Origin of the sequence: Allobosea rubneri (genome assembly GCF_032464875.1) — a bacterium.
Lineage (GTDB): Bacteria > Pseudomonadota > Alphaproteobacteria > Rhizobiales > Beijerinckiaceae > Allobosea > Allobosea rubneri.
The window spans coordinates 14,935-32,775 of record NZ_JAWDID010000017.1 but is presented as its reverse complement, the minus strand read 5'-3'; the positions used below and the strand labels follow the sequence as shown (position 1 = coordinate 32,775).

Annotated in this window: 18 protein-coding genes; 9 read left to right on the top strand and 9 right to left on the bottom strand. The window is 66.5% G+C overall.

Annotation, left to right across the window (positions count from 1 at the left end; all coding sequences use genetic code 11):
- Nucleotides 1-27 precede the first annotated feature (27 nt).
- Together RKE40_RS13195 and RKE40_RS13190 are read left to right on the top strand one after the other, a co-directional pair.
- Nucleotides 28-1,032: an NADP-dependent oxidoreductase gene (locus tag RKE40_RS13195; protein ID WP_316018694.1), complete on the top strand. Its 1,005-nt coding sequence runs from the start codon at nucleotides 28-30 to the stop codon at nucleotides 1,030-1,032.
- Nucleotides 1,033-1,140: 108 nt separating this feature from the next.
- Nucleotides 1,141-1,356: a DUF4287 domain-containing protein gene (locus RKE40_RS13190; protein ID WP_316018693.1), complete on the top strand. Its 216-nt coding sequence runs from the start codon at nucleotides 1,141-1,143 to the stop codon at nucleotides 1,354-1,356.
- A gap of 136 nt (nucleotides 1,357-1,492) precedes the next feature.
- Here the strand turns inward: RKE40_RS13190 and gcvA are convergent, their stop codons facing one another.
- On the bottom strand, nucleotides 1,493-2,380 hold the full coding sequence (gcvA, locus tag RKE40_RS13185; RefSeq protein WP_316018692.1) for a transcriptional regulator GcvA: 888 nt from the start codon (nucleotides 2,378-2,380) through the stop codon (nucleotides 1,493-1,495).
- A 207-nt stretch (nucleotides 2,381-2,587) separates the two neighbouring features.
- On the opposite strand from gcvA, the gene RKE40_RS13180 reads away from it, so the two are divergent.
- Together RKE40_RS13180 and RKE40_RS13175 are read left to right on the top strand one after the other, a co-directional pair.
- The gene (locus RKE40_RS13180) at nucleotides 2,588-3,211 is read left to right on the top strand and encodes a glutathione S-transferase family protein (RefSeq protein WP_316018691.1); all 624 of its coding nucleotides are present in this window, start codon (nucleotides 2,588-2,590) and stop codon (nucleotides 3,209-3,211) included.
- 23 nt (nucleotides 3,212-3,234) lie between these two features.
- The gene (locus RKE40_RS13175; protein ID WP_316018690.1) at nucleotides 3,235-4,284 is read left to right on the top strand and encodes an LLM class oxidoreductase; all 1,050 of its coding nucleotides are present in this window, start codon (nucleotides 3,235-3,237) and stop codon (nucleotides 4,282-4,284) included.
- Between the two features lie 37 nt (nucleotides 4,285-4,321).
- On the opposite strand, the gene RKE40_RS13170 is transcribed toward RKE40_RS13175, so the two are convergent.
- Nucleotides 4,322-5,950 carry an acyl-CoA synthetase gene (locus RKE40_RS13170; RefSeq protein WP_316018689.1) on the bottom strand — a complete coding sequence of 543 codons (1,629 nt, stop codon included), beginning with the start codon at nucleotides 5,948-5,950 and terminating at the stop codon, nucleotides 4,322-4,324.
- A gap of 121 nt (nucleotides 5,951-6,071) precedes the next feature.
- Nucleotides 6,072-6,830, bottom strand: coding sequence for a sulfite exporter TauE/SafE family protein (locus RKE40_RS13165; RefSeq protein ID WP_316018688.1), 759 nt, complete (start codon nucleotides 6,828-6,830; stop codon nucleotides 6,072-6,074).
- Between the two features lie 209 nt (nucleotides 6,831-7,039).
- Between RKE40_RS13165 and RKE40_RS13160 the strand changes: the two genes are divergently transcribed.
- The gene (locus RKE40_RS13160) at nucleotides 7,040-8,956 is read left to right on the top strand and encodes a propionyl-CoA synthetase (RefSeq protein ID WP_316018687.1); all 1,917 of its coding nucleotides are present in this window, start codon (nucleotides 7,040-7,042) and stop codon (nucleotides 8,954-8,956) included.
- A gap of 163 nt (nucleotides 8,957-9,119) precedes the next feature.
- Here the strand turns inward: RKE40_RS13160 and RKE40_RS13155 are convergent, their stop codons facing one another.
- The 3 genes from RKE40_RS13155 to RKE40_RS13145 form a co-directional block, all read right to left on the bottom strand.
- The gene (locus RKE40_RS13155) at nucleotides 9,120-10,004 is read right to left on the bottom strand and encodes an MBL fold metallo-hydrolase (protein ID WP_316018686.1); all 885 of its coding nucleotides are present in this window, start codon (nucleotides 10,002-10,004) and stop codon (nucleotides 9,120-9,122) included.
- Between the two features lie 33 nt (nucleotides 10,005-10,037).
- Nucleotides 10,038-10,769 carry a DUF1013 domain-containing protein gene (locus RKE40_RS13150; protein WP_316018685.1) on the bottom strand — a complete coding sequence of 244 codons (732 nt, stop codon included), beginning with the start codon at nucleotides 10,767-10,769 and terminating at the stop codon, nucleotides 10,038-10,040.
- Between the two features lie 169 nt (nucleotides 10,770-10,938).
- Nucleotides 10,939-11,937, bottom strand: a complete 999-nt coding sequence (locus RKE40_RS13145; protein WP_316018684.1) for an NAD(P)H-quinone oxidoreductase — start codon at nucleotides 11,935-11,937, stop codon at nucleotides 10,939-10,941.
- Nucleotides 11,938-12,080: 143 nt separating this feature from the next.
- Here RKE40_RS13145 and RKE40_RS13140 point away from each other — a divergent pair, with 143 nt between their 5' ends.
- Both RKE40_RS13140 and rcdA read left to right on the top strand, forming a co-directional pair.
- Nucleotides 12,081-12,281 (top strand): DUF1192 domain-containing protein, encoded by a 201-nt coding sequence (locus RKE40_RS13140; protein ID WP_316018683.1) that lies wholly within the window; start codon nucleotides 12,081-12,083, stop codon nucleotides 12,279-12,281.
- Nucleotides 12,282-12,861: 580 nt separating this feature from the next.
- Entirely contained in the window at nucleotides 12,862-13,386 is a 525-nt protein-coding gene (rcdA, locus tag RKE40_RS13135; RefSeq protein WP_316018682.1) for a protease adaptor protein RcdA, read from the top strand.
- Nucleotides 13,387-13,606: 220 nt separating this feature from the next.
- Here the strand turns inward: rcdA and rpmE are convergent, their stop codons facing one another.
- A complete protein-coding gene (rpmE, locus tag RKE40_RS13130) occupies nucleotides 13,607-13,840 on the bottom strand; it encodes a 50S ribosomal protein L31 (protein ID WP_066471911.1) in 234 nt (77 codons plus the stop codon).
- 161 nt (nucleotides 13,841-14,001) lie between these two features.
- On the opposite strand from rpmE, the gene RKE40_RS13125 reads away from it, so the two are divergent.
- Nucleotides 14,002-15,765 carry an ABC transporter transmembrane domain-containing protein gene (locus RKE40_RS13125; protein ID WP_316018766.1) on the top strand — a complete coding sequence of 588 codons (1,764 nt, stop codon included), beginning with the start codon at nucleotides 14,002-14,004 and terminating at the stop codon, nucleotides 15,763-15,765.
- Between the two features lie 214 nt (nucleotides 15,766-15,979).
- Here RKE40_RS13125 and RKE40_RS13120 read toward each other — a convergent pair whose 3' ends face one another.
- A complete protein-coding gene (locus tag RKE40_RS13120; RefSeq protein WP_316018681.1) occupies nucleotides 15,980-16,735 on the bottom strand; it encodes an SDR family oxidoreductase in 756 nt (251 codons plus the stop codon).
- 124 nt (nucleotides 16,736-16,859) lie between these two features.
- Between RKE40_RS13120 and RKE40_RS13115 the strand changes: the two genes are divergently transcribed.
- Nucleotides 16,860-17,255: a winged helix-turn-helix transcriptional regulator gene (locus RKE40_RS13115; protein WP_316018765.1), complete on the top strand. Its 396-nt coding sequence runs from the start codon at nucleotides 16,860-16,862 to the stop codon at nucleotides 17,253-17,255.
- Nucleotides 17,256-17,582: 327 nt separating this feature from the next.
- Here RKE40_RS13115 and RKE40_RS13110 read toward each other — a convergent pair whose 3' ends face one another.
- Nucleotides 17,583-17,822 carry a hypothetical protein gene (locus tag RKE40_RS13110; RefSeq protein ID WP_316018680.1) on the bottom strand — a complete coding sequence of 80 codons (240 nt, stop codon included), beginning with the start codon at nucleotides 17,820-17,822 and terminating at the stop codon, nucleotides 17,583-17,585.
- Nucleotides 17,823-17,841 lie beyond the last annotated feature (19 nt).

Here is a 17,841-nt window from a genome sequence, read left to right as displayed (position 1 = left end):
ACTCCCCAAGTCGAAAGGTCAAAGACCATGACAACCCGTACGCGTGAAATCCATCTGAAGAGCCGCCCGGCCGGAGTGCCGACGCGCGAGGCCTTTGCGATCGTCGAGACCGTGCTGCCTTCTGTAGCCGCCGGCGAGATACTGGTCCGCAACACCTGGATGTCGGTCGATCCTTACATGCGCGGCCGCATGGTCGACCGCAAAAGCTATATCGCGCCCTTCCGGCTCGATGCCGTTCTCGAGGGCGCTGCGGTCGGCATCGTCGAGGAGAGCGCCGATCCGGCCTTCGCCATCGGCGATCAGGTCGTCCACTTCGCCGGTTGGCGGGAGCATGCCGTGCTGAACCGCGGGGCAGTCACGAAGATCGCGGCGGATGGCATCGCACCGCAAACCTATCTCGGAGCGCTCGGCTTTCCCGGCCTCACCGCCTATGTCGGGCTCGTCCGGATCGCCAGGGCGAAGGCTGGCGAAACGATCTTCGTTTCGGCGGCGAGCGGCGCGGTCGGCAGCACGGTTGCCCAGATCGCGAAATTACTGGGGCTGCGCGTCGTCGCCTCGGTCGGCTCGCGCGACAAGGCCGAGTGGCTCTTGAACGAGGTCGGTGTCGATGCGGTGGTGAACTACCGCGAGACGAGCGATCTCGCCGCAGCCCTGGCCGAGGCGGCCCCGGAAGGCATCGACATCTATTTCGACAATGTTGGCGGCGATCATCTGGAGGCGGCGCTGGCGCAGGCGAACGACCATGCCCGCTTCGTCCTGTGCGGCATGATCGCCGGCTATAACGCGGAAGGCGGGGCGAAGGGGCCGGCCAACATCTTCCTGGCGATCGAAAAGCGGATCAGCCTCCAGGGGCTGATCGCCTCGGACCATGTCGCTGTCTTCCCCGAGTTCACCGCGGCGATGGGCGATTGGATCAGGCAGGGAAAGGTGAAGCTGCGCGAGACCGTCCATGACGGGCTCGAAAGCGCGCCGGACGCCTTTATCGGCCTCTTCAAGGGCGCCAATACCGGCAAGATGCTGGTCAGACTCTGAGACGGATTGTTCAGGGATGGTCGGGCCCGAGGGCGCGGCCATCTCGTTTGCCTTGCGCCGCAAGGCTCCGGCATCACGGGTGCAAGATCGGCAGAGAAGGAGCGTTTGATGACCACCGAGAAGGTAAAAGGCCCGGCTTCGTATTTCCCCTCGATCGAAAAGACCTATGGGCAGCCGGTCGATCACTGGTTCGCGATCCTGGCCGCCTCGCAAGACAAGAAGCACGGGGAAATGGTCACCATGCTCAAGTCGGAGCATGGCCTGGGGCATGGGCACGCCAATGCCCTCGTCGCCTACTACCGCGCCAAGAACATGGGCGGCTAGCTTCGGTCCTTGCCAGGCGTCCGCTCTGCCCTTCGCGGGCGGCGCCCGCGACAGTTCCCGCAGCGCGCGACGGCCGTCGCCGCGGTGCCATCCCAGCGCCGCCGCGCAGGAGACGGCGATGCCGCCCGGAAACCGCTCAGCCGCCTGACGCCTCGCGCTTCAGCCAATCGATGAACGCAGCGAGCGGCTGGCGGCCCGCCGCGTCGGGCAGTGTCACGACATAATAGGCGAAGGCGGTCGGCCATGGCTGGTCGAGCGCCAGAGCGAGGCGGCCCGCGGCGATCTCCTGCCGCGCATAGATATCGCGTACCAAGGCCAGGCCTTGGCCGGCTTCGGCCGCGCGGATCAGCAGGAAGTCATCGTCGAAGGACGGGCCACGCTCGGCGCGTGGGTCGTCCGTCACACACAGCGCCTTGAACCAGAGGGGCCAGTCGGCCCGGTCGGAATCCTGAAGCAGGGGATAGGCGAGGCAGTCGGCGGGTTCGCGGATTGGCGGCCCTTCCGCCAGCAGAGCCGGGCTTGCGACGGGCAGGAACACCGGGGCCATCAGATGCTCCGAGATCAGGCCGGGATAGCTGCCCAACCCGTGCCGGATCGCAATGTCGACCCTGTCCCGGCGATGGTCGACAAGGCCGGGCGTCGCCTCGACACGAATTTCGATGCCAGGGTGCTCGCGGTTGAAGCGGCCAAGACGCGGCACCAGCCAGGAGGCTGCGAACGAGGGAACCGTGCTGACCGTGAGGGTCTGGCGGGCGCTGATCGCCTCCAGGGCCTCCAGGCTGCTTCCGATCTGTTCGAACGCTCTCAGCAGGGCGGGGTGGACCTTGGCGCCAGCCTCCGTCAGCTGCACGCCATAGCGCGTACGCGTGAACAGCGTGACGCCAACCCTCTCCTCCAGTTGCCGGATCTGCTGGCTGACCGCGCCGGAGGTGACGCCCATCGCCTCGGCCGCGCGCTTGACGCTGCCGTGGCGGCCGGTCTCGGCGAATGCGCGTAGCGCAAGGAGCGGGAGGACGGGGTTCATAATGTAGTCTGGCTAAATTCTAAGCACAGATATCGTCGTTTCAAGGTCTTCCCTTGTTTCGATACCTATCCGAACAAGGGGCGCAAGAGATTTAGCAGGTCTCGCTTCTGGTGGCGAGGCTCTCCGATCGCTTCGTCGGTGCCGTCGCTCGCCTTCACCCAAATCCGATGAAACCGGCGCCGCAGAGCTGCCGGCAGAAAGCATGAGATGATCGACCTCTATACGGACTCCTCGCCCAACGGCTTCAAGGCGACGATCGCACTCGAAGAACTGGCGCTGCCCTACCGTCTGCACCATGTGAAAATCGACGATGGTGCGCATCGGCGGCCCGAATTCCTGGCGCTCAACCCGCACGGACGAATCCCGGTCATCACGGATGACGACACCGGCGTCACCTTGTTCGAATCCGCGGCGATCCTGTTCTATCTCGCCGACAAGACCGGCCGATTGCTGCCGCAAGGGACGAAGGCACGCTGGGAGGCGATCAAGTGGCTTCAGTTCCATGCAGCGAGCATGGGGCCGTTGCTCGGCCAGCGCGTCCATTTCGAGATGTTCGCCGAGGAGAAGCTGCCGGCGGCCGTCGAACGCTACCGGCGCCTGACGGAGGAGGCCTTTTCGACGCTCGACGCGCGGCTGGCCGGTGTCTCCTGGCTCGCTGGCGACGAGTATTCGGTCGCCGACATTGCGACCTTCGGCTGGACCCATATCGCGGCGATCTGCGGCTTCAGCTTCTCCCACCACCGGAATCTCTTCCGCTGGCACGAGCGCGTCGCCGAGCGCCCGGCGGTTCAGCGGGGCATCGCGCTTCCCGCCCCGGCAACAGGCCCGTGAGCCCTTCCGAAGAGGTTGATCCCATGAACATCGCCACAAGGCCCGTCTCGTCCGGGAAAAGCCATAGCGGCGCGTCCTCAGAGGCTTTTGCGAGGCATCCCGGTTATCGCCGGATGTTCGCGCCGGGCCAGCTCACGCTTGGAATTTTCCTGCCGCTGCGCTTCTTCCAGGGCGACATGCGTGTTCTCGAGGGACAGGCCGAGCTCGTCGCAGATATCGACCGGCGTGGTTTCGCGGCCGTCTGGGTTCGCGACGTGCCGCTGTTCGACCCCGGTTTCGGCGATGCCGGCCAGGTCTTCGATCCGTTCTCCTATCTCGCCTACCTCGCCGCGCGAACGGAGCGTACGGCTCTGGCGACCGGCAGCGCGATCTTCTCGCTGCGCCATCCGATCGATCTCGCCAAAATGGCGACGACGATCGATCATCTGTCCGGCGGGCGCCTGGTCCTCGGCATCGCCTCGGGCGATCGGCCGGTGGAGTTTCCGGCCTATGGCATCGATGGCGAGACGCGCGGGGAACGCTTCGCCGAGGCGGTGACATACTTCCGGAAGCTGGTCGGACCCGGCCAGCCCTCCATCGTCTCGCCGCTGGGGCACATGAACGGCGTCGATTTTCTACCCAAGGCGGCCGCCGGCGGCATTCCGCTCCTCGTCACCGGCTCAAGTCGGCAGCCGCTGTCATGGGTGGCCGAACACGCCGATGGCTGGCTGACCTATCCGCATGCGACGCACACGCCGGAAGGACCACGCCAACTCGCGCAGAAGATCAAGGCCTGGCGTGATCTCGTCCCGGACGGCGGCTTCCGGCCGCATGTGACGAATGAATGGCTCGACCTCGTCGACGACCCGCATTTCCCGAGAACGCCGATGCAGGGCGGCTTTGTCCTGAGGACCGGGCGCAATGGCTTGATCGACCTGCTCGGCGAGTGGCGGGAGGCCGGCGTCAATCACGGCGCGCTCGGCATGCAGTTCGCCGCGCGCCCGGCCGCGGAGATCATTCAGGAGCTCGCCGAAGAGGTCCTGCCGCTGTTCCCTTCCCACGAGGGGGTAGCGCCTCTGGGCGTGAAGTGGTGAGCATCACGGCAGCCTCTCGGTGCCGTGCGGCGGGGCGCTACAGCGCCCGCGCCATCTCGCGCAGCTTGAACTTCTGGATCTTGCCGGTCGAGGTCTTGGGGACCTCGGTGAAGACCACGGTCTTCGGGCATTTGAAGGAGGCGAGCAGGGTCTTGCACCAGGCGATGATCTCGTCCTGCGTCGCGGTCTTGCCGGGCTTGAGCTCGACGAAGGCGCAGGGCGTCTCGCCCCATTTCTCGTCGGGCCGGGCGACGACCGCCGCCGCCTGCACCGAAGGGTGCTTGTAGAGCGCGTCCTCGACCTCGATCGAGGAGATGTTCTCGCCGCCGGAGATGATGATGTCCTTGGAGCGGTCCTTGAGCTGGATGTAGCCATCGGGGTGGATGACACCGAGATCGCCGGAATGGAACCAGCCGCCCTCGAAGGCGGCCGCGGTCGACTTCGGGTTCTTGAGATAGCCCTTCATCACGACATTGCCGCGGAACATCACCTCGCCGAGAGTCTGGCCGTCGCGCGGGACCGGCTTCATCGTCTCGGGGGCGAGCACGTCGAGCCCTTCCAGGGCCGGGTAGCGCACGCCTTGGCGGGCCTTCAGCGCTGCCTGCTCGGAGGCCGGCAGCGCGTCCCAGTCGCTATTCCATTCGTTGACGACGGCGGGGCCGTAGACCTCGGTCAGGCCGTAGAGATGAACCACCGAAAAGCCGGCCTGCGCCATGCCGGCGAGCACGGCTTCCGGCGGCGGCGCGGCCGCTGTGAAGAAGTTCACCTTCTGAGCGAAGCTACGGCGCTCTTCGGCGGGCGCGTTGAGCAGCGCCGACATGACGATCGGTGCGCCGCACATATGGGTGACGCCATGGTCGGCGAGCGCGTCGTACATCGCCTTGGCGCGGACCTGGCGCAGGCAGACATGGGTGCCGGCGAGCAGCGAGATCGTCCAGGGGAAGCACCAGCCATTGCAGTGGAACATCGGCAGAGTCCAGAGATAGACCGGATGTCGGCCCATGCCGCCGGTGAGCACGTTCGAGGTCGCAAGCAGGTTGGCGCCGCGATGGTGGTAGACCACGCCCTTGGGATCGCCCGTGGTGCCGGAGGTGTAGTTCAGCGCGATCGCGTCCCATTCGTCGGATGGCATGACCCAATCGAAATCGGGATCGCCCTGCGCGACGAAGTCCTCGTATTCGACGCTGCCGAGGCGCTCGCCCGGGCCGTCATAGACCGGGTCGTCATAGTCGATGACCAGCGGCTTCACCTTGCAGAGCGCCAGCGCCTCCTTGACCGTCTTCGAGAACTCCCGGTCGGCGATCAACACCTTGGCGCCGCCATGGTCGAGCGAGAAGGCGATGATCGCCGCGTCGAGGCGGGTGTTGAGCGTGTTGAGGACGGCGCCGCACATCGGCACGCCGTAATGGCATTCGAGCATGGCCGGCGTGTTCGGCAGCATCGCCGCGACGGTGTCGTTCTTGCCGATGCCGTGCTTCGCCAGTGCCGAGGCGAGCCGGCGGGTGCGGGCATAGAGCTCGGCATAGTTGCGGCGCAGCGGGCCATGGATCACGGCGTTCCGCTCCGGGAAGACGCTCGCCGCCCGTTCCAGGAAAGGCAGCGGCGACAGCGGCTGGAAGTTCGCGGGGTTGCGGTCGAGATCGGTATCGTAGGGCGATGCGGTCATCGGGGCGCTCTTCTGCCGGAAAGTCGCCGCAGCTTTAGCCGCCGCGGCGCAGCCATGTAATCCATCCCTTTTGCCGATGCGGCGCAATGTCCGGCTCGGAAAGTGGGGGCGGGGAGGCCGCTCAGCCGAAGAGCGGCCGCAGGCCCTCATAGACAAGCTTCACCCCGACCGCGACCAGCAGCCAGTAGATCAGGGTGTAGAAGCGCTCGGCCGGGACGCGCCGGACCAGCCAGACGCCGGCGAGGGTGGAGAGGATCGCGACCGGGAAGAGCACGGCCGAGGCGGTGAGGTTCTGCGGGCTGAACTGGCCCAGGATGAAATAGGGCAGCACCTTGATCCAGTTCATCAGCGCGAAGAACAGCGCGCCGGTGCCGACGAAGACCGCCGGCGGCAGGCGCTGCGGCATCACGTAGATCTGGAAGGGCGGACCGCCGGCATGGGCGATCATGCTGGTGAAGCCACAGATCACGCCCCAGAAGCTGCCGGCCCCATAGTTCGCCTTGGTCACGGGTGCAGATGCGGCCTTGCCGCCAAGCAGGCGCCGAAGCGCGAAGCCGATCGAGATCACCCCGACCGCGAAACCGACCACAGCGTCGGAGACCTTTGCCGCCAGGAGATAGCCGGCGAGGACACCGAGCAGCATGCCTGGGATCAGGGTCGCGAGATTCCGTCGATCGAATTCGTGGCGATAGGACCAGACGGTGACGACGTCCTGGATGATCAGGATCGGCAGCATGATCGCGGCGGCCTGCACCGGCGAGACGATCAGCGCCATCAGGGGGAGCGAGAGCAGGCCGAGACCCGAAAAGCCGCCCTTGGACAGGCCCATCAGGATGACGGCCGGGACCATGACGGCGAAGAAGGTGAGATCGAAGTTCATGGGGCGAAGTTCATGGCCTACCGACAGCTGCGGCCGGGCGGCCGGCGGGTGCAGCGCGTCCCATACGGGGTGCGCTGAAAGTCTGACATCCGGGCGCTTGCGCCGGAGGGGAGAGAGTGGGCACGATCCCCCGCGCCAAAACCGGCCCCCAGACGGCCCGCCCGGAGCCAAGCTCTAGGCCGAAAATCCGGCGAAGAGGAACGCATTTCATGACTGCCAGCCATGCAAGCCGCTATGCCGAAGCCTATGCCGCCTGGCAGCGCGACCCGGAGGGCTACTGGCGCGGGATTGCCGGGGGGATCGAGTGGATCAGGCCGCCGCAGCAGATCTTCGATGCCAAGGCCGGCATCTATGGGCGCTGGTTCCCGGATGCGAGCTGCAACACCTGCTTCAACGCCCTCGACCGGCATGTGCGCGATGGCAGGGGCGAACAGGCGGCGCTGATCTATGACAGCCCGGTCACAGGGACCAAGGCGACCTACAGCTACGCGCAGATGCTCGACGAGGTCGCGACGCTCGCCGCCGTGCTGCAGGACCAGGGCGTCGGCAAGGGCGACCGCGTCATCATCTACATGCCGATGATCCCGGAAGCGGCCTTCGCCATGCTGGCCTGTGCCCGGATCGGCGCCGTGCATTCGGTGGTGTTCGGCGGCTTCGCCGCCAAGGAGCTGGCGACGCGTATCGATGACGCCAAGCCCAAGCTGATCCTGACCGCGACCTGCGGCATCGAGCCGACGCGCGTGGTCGAATACAAGCCGTTGCTCGACGCCGCGATCGATCTCGCCAGCCACAAGCCGGATGCCTGCCTCGTGCTTCAGCGGCCGCAGGTCGACGCCTCCATGCATGTCAGCCGCGACAAGAACTGGCGCACGCTCGTCGCCGTCGCCCGCGCCAACGACCGCAAGGCGGAGTGCGTCGAGGTCGCCGCGACCGATCCGCTCTATGTGCTCTACACCTCGGGCACGACGGGCAAGCCCAAGGGCGTGGTCCGCGACAATGGCGGGCACATGGTCATGCTGCTCGCGACCATGAGCCAGCTCTACGACGTCCGGCCCGGCGAGGTGATGTTCACCGCTTCGGATGTCGGCTGGGTCGTCGGCCACAGCTACATCGTCTACGGCCCGCTGCTGCAGGGCGCGACCTCGATCCTCTATGAAGGCAAGCCGGTCGGCACGCCCGATCCCGGCGCCTTCTGGCGGGTGATCTCGGAGTACAAGGTCGTGGCGATGTTCACCGCGCCGACCGCCTTCCGCGCCATCCGCAAGGAGGATCCGCAGGCGACCTATCTCAAGACCTACGACCTCTCGCAGTTCCGCACGCTCTTCCTCGCCGGCGAGCGGGCCGATCCCGACACGCTGAAGTGGGCGGAGGAGGTGCTGAAGGTGCCGGTCGTCGACCATTGGTGGCAGACCGAGACCGGCTCCTGCATCGTCGGCAATCCCGTCGGGCTCGGCCTGCTGCCGATCAAGCACGGCTCGCCGAGCGTGCCTCTGCCGGGCTATGACGTGCAATGCCTCGACGAGGGCGGAAGGCCGGTCACGGCGGGGACGATGGGCGCGATCGTGCTGAAGCTGCCGCTGCCGCCCGGGGCGCTGCCGACGCTGTGGAACGACGACGCCCGCTTCCGCAGCGCCTATCTCGAGGCCTACCCCGGCTACTACAACACCTCGGATGCCGGCTTCATCGACGAGGACGGCTATGTCTTCATCATGGGACGCACGGACGACATCATCAATGTCGCCGGGCACCGGCTCTCGACCGGCGGCATGGAGGAGGTGCTGGCCTCGCACCCGGCCGTCGCCGAATGCGCCGTGGTCGGCATCAAGGATGCGCTGAAGGGCGAACAGCCCTGCGGTTTCGTGGTGCTCAAGGCGGGGGTAACGCTGGCGCCGGATCAGGTCGAGAAGGAGCTGGTCGGGCTGGTGCGCGACAAGATCGGCCCGGTCGCCGCCTTCAAGATCGCGATCACCGTCGGACGCCTGCCGAAGACGCGCTCCGGCAAGATCCTGCGCGCGACGATGAAGAAGATCGCCGATGGCGAGGACTATGCGGTGCCCGCGACGATCGAAGACCTCGCTGTTCTGGACGAGATCGGAACCGCGCTGAAAGGGCGGGGGCTGGGCTGAAGCCACACCAGTTCCAGAGCTTGGATCCTCATCCTGAGGAGCGCCGCAGGCGCGTCTCGAAGGATGGTCCAGATGGTTCCGGAGATTTCTGAAACATCCTTCGAGAGGCTGCTTCTGGCGAAGCAGCTCCTCAGGATGAGGGCCGAGAGCGGTCTTCGGAGACTTAGAAACCGACGGTCGCGCCGTTCCAGCGCAGCAGGCGGCCGGGCAGCTCGACCCGCATCAGGTCCTCGCCGATGATCAGCGGGCCGGCATAGCCGCCGGCGCGGAGTTCGCCGGCGAGGGCGGCGGTGTCGGCGCCGGGCGGGACGAGATGGGTCAGGGCCAGGGCCCTCACGCCGGAGCGCGAGGCGAGCCCTGCCACGACCGTCGGCGTCATGTGATAGCTCTGCACCGAGGCGACAGTTTCAGCCGAGCGAACGCCGGCGACGACCGGCATCTGGCTGTCGACAAAGACCTCGCAGACCAGGAGGTCACAGCCCTGCGCCGCCTGCGCCAACGAAGGCGTCAGCCGGGTGTCGCCGGAGAAGACGATGCGGCTTGCACGCGCCGTGAGGGCCAGTCCGAAGGCGGGTTCGACGGGTTTGTGGTCGACCAGGAAGGCTTCGACCTCAAGGCCGCCGAGGCCGGCGATCGGTCCTTCATGCAGCTCTTCGAAGACGACTTCTAGTCCAGTTGCGTCCGGGCGCTTCTCGAAGGCGATGCGCAGGGCCCGCTCGCGGGCGAAGGCCTCGTATTGCCCGCGCATATTGGCGAGCGCCGGGGCAGGGGCGAGCACGCGCCAGGGCCGGTCTCGGCCCTGATGCCAGGAAGAGACGACGAGCTGGTAGAAATCGACCAGATGGTCGGAGTGCTCATGCGTGACGATCAGCGCGTCGATGCGGGCGCCGGCATGGCGGGCAGCGACGAGGCGCTGGCTGACGCCGGAGCCGCAATCGATCAGGACGCTGGTCCCGCTGGCCTCGACGAGATGCGCTGGCCCGGCGCGGCGCAGGCTGACCGGCGGTGCGCCGGTCCCGAGGAAGGTGAAGGCGAGATCGGTCGTCACGGTCACTCGCCCCCGCTTTCACTTCCGTCGAGCTCAGAGCTCGTCGTCGTCCTCGTCGACCGGGCGCTTCATCTGCTTCAGCTTGGCGAAGACGGAGTCGACGTCGATCGCCGCCTCTTCCTCGCGCTTCGGCTTGCTCATGTCGGCGAAGGGCTGGCTCGCCGGAACCGGCTCGGGAGCGGTGGTCTCCTCGGCCGAGAGCAGGGTCGAGCCGGCTTCGGCGGCGAGCGCGGCCGGACGGTCCTTGGCGGCGCGGGCGACTTCGAAATCGAGGTCGATCTGCGAGGCGAGGCCGAGGCTGACCGGGTCGACCGGGCTGAGCGTCTGGGCGTTCCAGTGGGTACGATCGCGAATCTGCGCGATGGTCGACTTGGTGGTGCCGACCAGGCGGATGATCTGCGCGTCCTTCAGCTCGGGATGGTTGCGCAGCAGCCAGAGGATGGCGTTCGGCCGGTCCTGGCGCTTCGACACCGGGGTGTAGCGCGGCCCCTTGGCGCGCTTGATCTCCGGCACCTTGACCTTGCGCTCGGCGAGCTTGAGGTGGTGGTTCGGGTTCTTGGCGGCGCGCTCAAGCTCCTCGCGGGTCAGCTGCCCGGAGGTGATGGGGTCGAGACCCTTGATGCCGGCGGCGACTTCGCCATCGGCGATGCCGCGCACCTCGAGCGGGTGGAGTTTGCAGAACTCGGCGATCTGCTCGAAGGTCAGGGAGGTGTTCTCGACCAGCCAGACCGCGGTGGCCTTCGGCATCAGCGGCGATGTAGACACGGGCTCGTCTCCTGAAGTGTCGCGGGCAAAAGCTCTCATGCGCCGACCGGCCGCCCCGGCCGGTCATCCAAATCATCGACGATGAACAGGATTGCGGCGTTATAGGGAAAGCCGTGATCGCTGTCCATGGAAACCATGGGCTGCGAGCCAGTTGCCCGGCTGCGAATTCTCAGACCGTCAGCACGATCTTGCCGATATGGGCGTTGCTCTCCATCAGCGCATGCGCCTCTGCCGCCTGGGCCAGAGGGAAGCGGGCATGGATCACCGGCTTGCAGCGCCCCTGTGCCAGCAGGGGCCAGACCTTGGCCTCCAGCTCTGCCGCGATGGCTGCCTTCTCGGGAATCGTGCGGGGGCGCAAGGTCGAACCGGTATGCGTCAGGCGCTTCATCATCAGGCGGCTGAAATTGACCTCGGCTTTCGGCCCGTTGAGGAAGGCGATCTGGACGATGCGGCCGCTCTCCGCCGCAGCCTCGTAGTTGCGGTTGATATAGTCGCCGCCGACCATGTCGAGGATCAGGTCGACGCCACGCTTGGCCGTCGCTGCCTTGGCGGCGGCGACGAAGTCTTCGCTGCGGTAGTTGATGGCGTGGTCGGCGCCGAGCTCGCGGCAGGCCCGGCACTTCTCCTCCGAGCCGGCGGTCGCCAGCACCGTCGCACCGAAAGCCTTGGCGAGCTGGATCGCCGTGGTGCCGATGCCCGAGGTGCCGCCATGGACCATGAAGCTCTCGCCGCTCTTCAGGCCGCCGCGCTGGAAGACGTTGGTCCAGACGGTGAAATAGGTCTCGGGGATGGCGCCGGCCTCCTCGATCGAGAGGCCGGCGGGAATCGGCAGGGCGTTGCTCTCATGAACGACGGCGTATTGGGCATAGCCGCCGCCGGCGATGAGGCCGCAGAGCTGGTCGCCGAGCCGGAAGCGCGAGGCGCCTTCGCCGAGGCCGACCACGGTGCCGGCGATCTCGAGGCCCGGAATGTCGGAGGCGCCGGGCGGCGGCGCGTAGCCGCCCATGCGCTGCAGCACGTCCGGCCGGTTGATGCCGGCGATGGCGACCGCCACCAGCACCTCGCCGGGGCCGGGTTGCGGCACAGGGCGCTGCTGCGGCTTCAGGACCTCCGGGCCGCCTGGCGCCTCGAAGCCGATTGCGGTCATGGTCTGCGGCAGGGCGGTCATGGCGCTCTCCTGGTAGGGTGTCGGTCGGCCTTGGCATACGCAACCGTTCGCGGTGTCCGCGCGCGTTCGGTCTTTAAACAGGCATCATTTTTCCGGCCGATGGTCTAGTCTGCGCGCCGCAACCGATGCAAGGCGAGGCTGCGATGGCTGGATTTCTCGAGGACGACCGCCCGGCGCCCAGGCGCGCCCATGAGATCGGACAGGATCTCTCCCAGCTTTCCGTCGCGGAGCTCGAGGAGCGCATCGTCCTGCTCGAAGCCGAGATCGTGCGGCTGCGCGAGGCCAGGGAAAAGAAGAACGCCTCGCGCTCGGCCGCCGACGCCTTCTTCCAGAAGCGGGGCTGAAGCGACAAGGCACGCCCGACCCCTGAAGTGGCGGCGCAAAACGTCCATCGCGCAGCGCTGCACGACGCAGACCGGAAGATCGTTCGAAGACAAGCGGTCATCGCTGCGAGCAGGCGCGCGCGCCGATGCCGGCGCATGCCGTCGCGAGTGCCGATCGGGCAGGGACGACGTTCCGATTTCTGACGTTTTCGTTCCGGATCTGGCCCGCTGTGTGGCCTGTCGCGGCAAGGCGCGCGGGCGCCGAGGAAGCGTCAATGCGGGCCGCGGCATTAACCGGCCCTTAACGATTCCAAAGTATGAATCTGATCGTCCAGTTTGTCTGGATGTCGAGTGGCTCCTGCCCACTCTGTTTGACGCCTCCCTGTTGACCTTCGAGCCGCCTTCGGGGCGGCTCTTTTTTGTTCGGGCCTTCCGAAGCGGTACTCGCTGCGAGGGCGGCCGTGAACCTGCCATTATTAAGGTTAACGAGGCCTTACCGCGGCCGCGACAAATGCTATGGCGCTATCCTTGCGGGGCTTCTGGCACGAACCGGCGCTGCGTCCCGCTTACGCACGCCATTGTGCCGAATGGAGACGCTGCAATGACCGATTTCCCCATGCTGAGGCTGCCGGCCGAAGACGGAGCGATCTCGTTCGCGCGCAACTTCGTCAAGTCCGACGCCTTCATGCAGCTCTTTCGCGAGGGCATGGGCTTGGTCGAGTCGACGGCGAATTATCTCGACGGGGACGGGCGGCAGGAGTCGGCGGCCCTGCCGCGCGAGGTCTCGCTGATCTATGCGACCGAGAGCATGCGGCTGACGACGCGGCTGATGCAGATCGCTTCCTGGTTGCTGGTGCAGCGCGCCGTCGCCGAGGGCGAGATGACGGCCGAGCAGGCGCGGACCGAAAACAACAAGGTCCGCATCGCCGAGTCGATGCTGCAGCCGACCAGCGCCGAGGCGGCCCGCCTGCCGGAGCGCCTGCGCGACCTGATCGCCCATTCTATGCGCCTGCAGGACCGCATTTCCCGTATCGAGACCCAGATGACGGCGGCTCCTGCGACGGCGGCCAACCCGGTGCGCGGACAGCTCGCGAATCTGCAGGCCCGGCTCGCCCTGCAGGGCTGAGCGGAGCCGCTCCCAAATCCTGAGACGTGAAGGCTGCCGGCGCCAGCATACCCCTGCCGCCGGGCGAGGGGCGCTGGCGCGTCCTTCTCGGCGCGCAGCGGCGGCCAATCCGGCCAAATTCGCCCGCGGCCATTCGTCGCCGCAATGCAAAAAGCCCGGCCGCGAGGCCGGGCTTTTCGATTTCGAGCATCCGGTCCCGTTGGGGCCGGAAAACCGGGAATTACTTCTTGCCGAGGGCGCCGAGGGCGCCGAAACGCGAATTGAAGCGCGAGACGCGGCCGCCACGATCCAGCATGTGCTGGGTGCCGCCGGTCCAGGCCGGGTGGGTCTTCGGGTCGATGTCGAGGTTCAGCGTGTCGCCCTCCTTGCCGAGGGTCGAACGCGTGAAGTATTCGGTGCCATCGGTCATGACGACCTTGATGGTGTGGTAGTCGGGATGAATGCCGGTCTTCATGGCGAATTCCTCAAGTTTCGAAAAGCGGGCGGCCGGAACGCGGCGCGCATCGCCGGCTCTTCGAACAATTCGTACGAGCCTGTCGTGAAGTCGCGTGGCCATAGCGCAGCCTTGGCTGCGGTGCAAGCTTTTCGGGATATTTGAGAGTGGCGAAAGAAGTGATGGAAGACCGCAAGCAGCGCCCGGATTTCAGCGCGCTGCGTTCGTTCTGGCCCTATGCAAAGGCGCAGAAGCGACGGATCGCCTTCGCTCTGCTGGCTTTGGTCGTCGCGTCCGGGGCGACCCTGGCGCTGCCGCTGGCGGTCCGACGGGTCATCGATGCCGGCTTTTCCGGCGGTGAGCAGCAGCTGGCCAACTCCTATTTCGCCCTGCTGATCGGCGTCGTCGCGGTGCTGGCGCTGGCGAGCTCGGCGCGATTCTATCTCGTCATGACGGTCGGTGAGCGCATCGTTTCGAATCTGCGCGCCGATGTGTTCCGGCATCTGACGCGGCTCGAGCCGGCCTTCTTCGATGCCAGCCGGGCGGGCGATCTCGTCTCGCGGCTGACCGCAGACACCACCCAGATCAAGTCGACCTTCGCCTCGACGGCCTCGATCGCGCTGCGCAACGCCATCATGTTCCTCGGCGCGCTCGCCATGATGGTCGCGACCAGCCCGCGGCTTTCGGCGATCGTGATCGGCGCGATCCCGCTGGTCGTGCTGCCGCTGGTCTTTTCCGGCCGCACCGTGCGCAAGCGTTCGCGCGCCGCGCAGGACCGTCTGGCCGACGCCTCGGCCTTCGCCTCGGAAGCGGTCGGCGCGATCCGCACCATGCAATCCTTCGGGGCCGAGCGCGACACGGCGAAGCGCTTCCAGGATGCGTCCGAGGATGCCTATGCCGCTTCGCGCGATGCCACCCGCTCGCGGGCCTGGCTCTCGGGCTTCGCGATCTTCCTGGTCAGCGCCAGCGTCGTGATGGTGCTCTGGGCCGGTGCGACCGAGGTCTTCGCCGGGCGGATGAGCGGCGGGCGCCTGTCGCAGTTCGTCCTTTATGCGGTGCTGGCTGCGAGCTCGCTCGGCCAGCTCTCAGAGGTCTATGGCGACATCTCCGCCGCCGCGGGCGCGGCCGGGCGGCTCGGCGAGATCCTGGCGACGAAGCCGGCGATCGCGGCCCCCGCCCATCCCAAGCCGATGCCGCAGCCGGCGGTCGGGGCGCTCTCCTTCGATAACGTCTCCTTCCGCTATCCCGGGCGGACGAATCTCGCCTTGGCCGATCTCGATATCAGCGTCCGACCGGGCGAGCGCATCGCGCTGGTCGGCCCGTCCGGCGCCGGCAAGAGCACGGTGCTGCAACTGGCGCTGCGCTTCTACGATCCGTTCGCCGGGCGCGTCGTCGTCGACGGCGTCGCCGGGCCGGAGGCCGACCCGACGGACTGGCGCAGCCGCTTCGCGCTGGTGCCTCAGGAGCCGACGGTGTTCGGCGTCTCGGTGACGCAGAACATCGCCTATGGCCGCCCCGGCGCCAGCCGGGCCGAGATCGAGGAGGCGGCGAAGCTCGCCGCCGCCGACGATTTCATCCGCGCCTTGCCGGAAGGCTACGACACGGTGATCGGCGAGCGCGGCGTGACACTGTCCGGCGGCCAGCGCCAGCGCCTCGCCATCGCCCGCGCCGTCCTCAAGGACGCGCCGATCCTGCTGCTCGACGAAGCCACTTCGGCGCTCGATTCCGAGAGCGAGCGCGCCGTGCAGGACGCGCTCGACCGGCTGATGCAGGGCCGCACCACGCTGGTCGTCGCCCACCGGCTCGCGACCATCCTCTCGGCCGACCGTATCCTGGTGATGGAGGAGGGCCGGGTGGTCGAGGAGGGCACCCATGCCGCCCTCGTCGCCAAGGGCGGGCTCTATGCCCGGCTGGCGGCGCTGCAATTCGGGCGCGAGGCGGCTTAGGGTCTGACCGGGAATTCCCTGAGCCCTCATTCTGAGGAGCCATTCCGGAAGGAATGGCGTCTCGAAGGATGTTCCAGGAGGCTCCGGAGTCCGCTGGAACGCCCTTCGGGCCTCCTCAGGACGAGGGCTGGAGATTCGAGGCAGGCTTGGGAGGCAGCTCAGTCAGCTATCGTCCCGGGCGCAGCGCGCCCCGGGACGACGGGCAACCGATCGTTCAGCCGTGCTGCGCGTTCAGCTGAGTGAAAATCGCGGCGACCTGGCCGTTCTCGGCGGCGAAGCGCAGCGGCTTGCAACGCTCGACGATGATCTCGCCCGTTTCCGGCTGGCTTTCGAGCAGCGCCATCACTTCTGCAATGAACTCGGCCAGAGGCATGGCCGCCGGATCGACCGCCTGCTGCGGGCCGAGCAGTTCGGTCTGGACGTAAGGCGGCGCGATCTCGATGACCTCTACCGAGGTCGCCTTGAGCTGCTCGCGCAGCGCCATCGACCAGGAATGGATCGCAGCCTTGCTGGCGCTATAGGTCGGCGTCGTCGCCAGCGGCACGAAGGCGAGGCCGGAGGATACGGTCAGGATCGCCGCGCGCTGCTGCTTCAGGAGATGCGGCAGCAGTGCCGAAGTAAGCCGGATCGGCCCGAGCAGATTGGTCGCGATGGTGTCCTCGGCGGTAGCGAGGAAATCGCCGGTCGCGACCGCCTCGCTGCGCATGATCCCGGCATTGTGGATGACGACATTGAGCGCCGGGAAGCTCTCGACCGCCTGCCGAGCGAAGGCGGCGACATCGTCCTTGTCCTGGATGTCGAGCAGAAGCGCTTCCATCCCAGGATTGGCTGAGGTCACCTCATTGAGCAGCGCCTCACGCCGGCCGGCGATGACGACCTGGTTTCCGGCCTTGTGCAGGGCTTCGGCCAGTGCCCGGCCGATGCCGGAGCCGCCGCCGGTAATAAGGATGGTGTTGCCGGTGATGTTCATCGCAGATCCCTTTCCTGGTTGCGAGACATCAGCTGGCGTCGCTACTCTCCAACGGAAAGAAGGCGCCCAAAGGTTCGATACGCACCAAAAGGAGAGTGTCGGCATGCATGCGATCCGCGAGGCGATGGCGACGATGCACAAGCGCAGCGAGGAGATTCCGCCGGTCTCGAGAGCGGTGGAATCGCTGGTGCGGCAGGTGATCGCGCAGGTCGCCGACAAATGGACCATGCTGGTGCTGGAAGCGCTGGAGGAGCACGGCACGTTGCGCTTCACCGAATGCGGGCGGATCGTCGGCGGGATCAGCCAGAAGATGCTGACCAAGACGCTGCGCGAGATGGAACGCGACGGGCTGGTGGTCAGGACCGTCCACCCGGTGATCCCGCCGCATGTCGACTACACGCTGACGGAGCTCGGCCGCGAGCTCAGCGCGGCCTTCTGCGGGGTCTGGACCTGGGCGGAGACCTATCATGCCGAGGTTTCGGCGGCGCGGCGGGTCTTTCGGGAGCGGGAGGAGGGGTAGGCTATTCCCGCTTCGAATGCCGCCTTCTCCGTCATGGTCGGGCTTGTCCCGACCATCCACGTCTTCGCTTCGCTGATCGATCGCGGTGGTCAAGACGTGGATGCTCGCCACAAGAGCGAGCATGACGAGCTGGGTCAGTGCGCAGCCAAGCCTTCGCAGCGCAATTGATCACGGCCGCCCTCGTAGCGCCGACGATTGCCGTGCTGCATGTTCTTGTGATCAGCGCAGTAGCCATTCGCCTTGTGCGGCTTGCAGAGCAGGCACCCGGCGCGGGCGCTCTTCGGACGTTTGCGCTTGTGATGCATATTGGGTGCGCAGTACGATAGTTTACGGATCTTTGCGGCTGGTCAACGTCTCAAGAAGGCTATCGGCCAAATGCGGTTCTTTTAGCCAAAGATAAGCTTTATACAACATTTGATCGAATTCGTTCTCAGCGGCGATGCTTGGATCAGTCGCGTTGAGCATGCCTACAATTTCATTAGAACTCAGGATGCCTTTGTTCTTTAAAAGAACAAGCAGTTCACGCATGGCGGCTAGCGACGCTATAGCTGCAGGCGATTCATGCATTGCTTGCTCCAAAATGTAA

Bases quoted from the DNA above. Each gene is read 5' to 3' on its own strand.
- RKE40_RS13110 (WP_316018680.1), bottom strand. From the start codon at position 17,822: ATGCATGAATCGCCTGCAGCTATAGCGTCGCTAGCCGCCATGCGTGAA.
- RKE40_RS13190 (WP_316018693.1), top strand. From the start codon at position 1,141: ATGACCACCGAGAAGGTAAAAGGCCCGGCTTCGTATTTCCCCTCGATC.
- RKE40_RS13115 (WP_316018765.1), top strand. From the start codon at position 16,860: ATGGCGACGATGCACAAGCGCAGCGAGGAGATTCCGCCGGTCTCGAGA.
- RKE40_RS13145 (WP_316018684.1), bottom strand. From the start codon at position 11,937: ATGACCGCCCTGCCGCAGACCATGACCGCAATCGGCTTCGAGGCGCCA.
- RKE40_RS13180 (WP_316018691.1), top strand. From the start codon at position 2,588: ATGATCGACCTCTATACGGACTCCTCGCCCAACGGCTTCAAGGCGACG.
- RKE40_RS13165 (WP_316018688.1), bottom strand. From the start codon at position 6,830: ATGAACTTCGATCTCACCTTCTTCGCCGTCATGGTCCCGGCCGTCATC.
- RKE40_RS13160 (WP_316018687.1), top strand. From the start codon at position 7,040: ATGACTGCCAGCCATGCAAGCCGCTATGCCGAAGCCTATGCCGCCTGG.
- RKE40_RS13170 (WP_316018689.1), bottom strand. From the start codon at position 5,950: ATGACCGCATCGCCCTACGATACCGATCTCGACCGCAACCCCGCGAAC.
- RKE40_RS13175 (WP_316018690.1), top strand. From the start codon at position 3,235: ATGAACATCGCCACAAGGCCCGTCTCGTCCGGGAAAAGCCATAGCGGC.
- rcdA (WP_316018682.1), top strand. From the start codon at position 12,862: ATGACCGATTTCCCCATGCTGAGGCTGCCGGCCGAAGACGGAGCGATC.
- RKE40_RS13120 (WP_316018681.1), bottom strand. From the start codon at position 16,735: ATGAACATCACCGGCAACACCATCCTTATTACCGGCGGCGGCTCCGGC.
- rpmE (WP_066471911.1), bottom strand. From the start codon at position 13,840: ATGAAGACCGGCATTCATCCCGACTACCACACCATCAAGGTCGTCATG.
- RKE40_RS13195 (WP_316018694.1), top strand. From the start codon at position 28: ATGACAACCCGTACGCGTGAAATCCATCTGAAGAGCCGCCCGGCCGGA.
- RKE40_RS13140 (WP_316018683.1), top strand. From the start codon at position 12,081: ATGGCTGGATTTCTCGAGGACGACCGCCCGGCGCCCAGGCGCGCCCAT.
- RKE40_RS13125 (WP_316018766.1), top strand. From the start codon at position 14,002: ATGGAAGACCGCAAGCAGCGCCCGGATTTCAGCGCGCTGCGTTCGTTC.
- gcvA (WP_316018692.1), bottom strand. From the start codon at position 2,380: ATGAACCCCGTCCTCCCGCTCCTTGCGCTACGCGCATTCGCCGAGACC.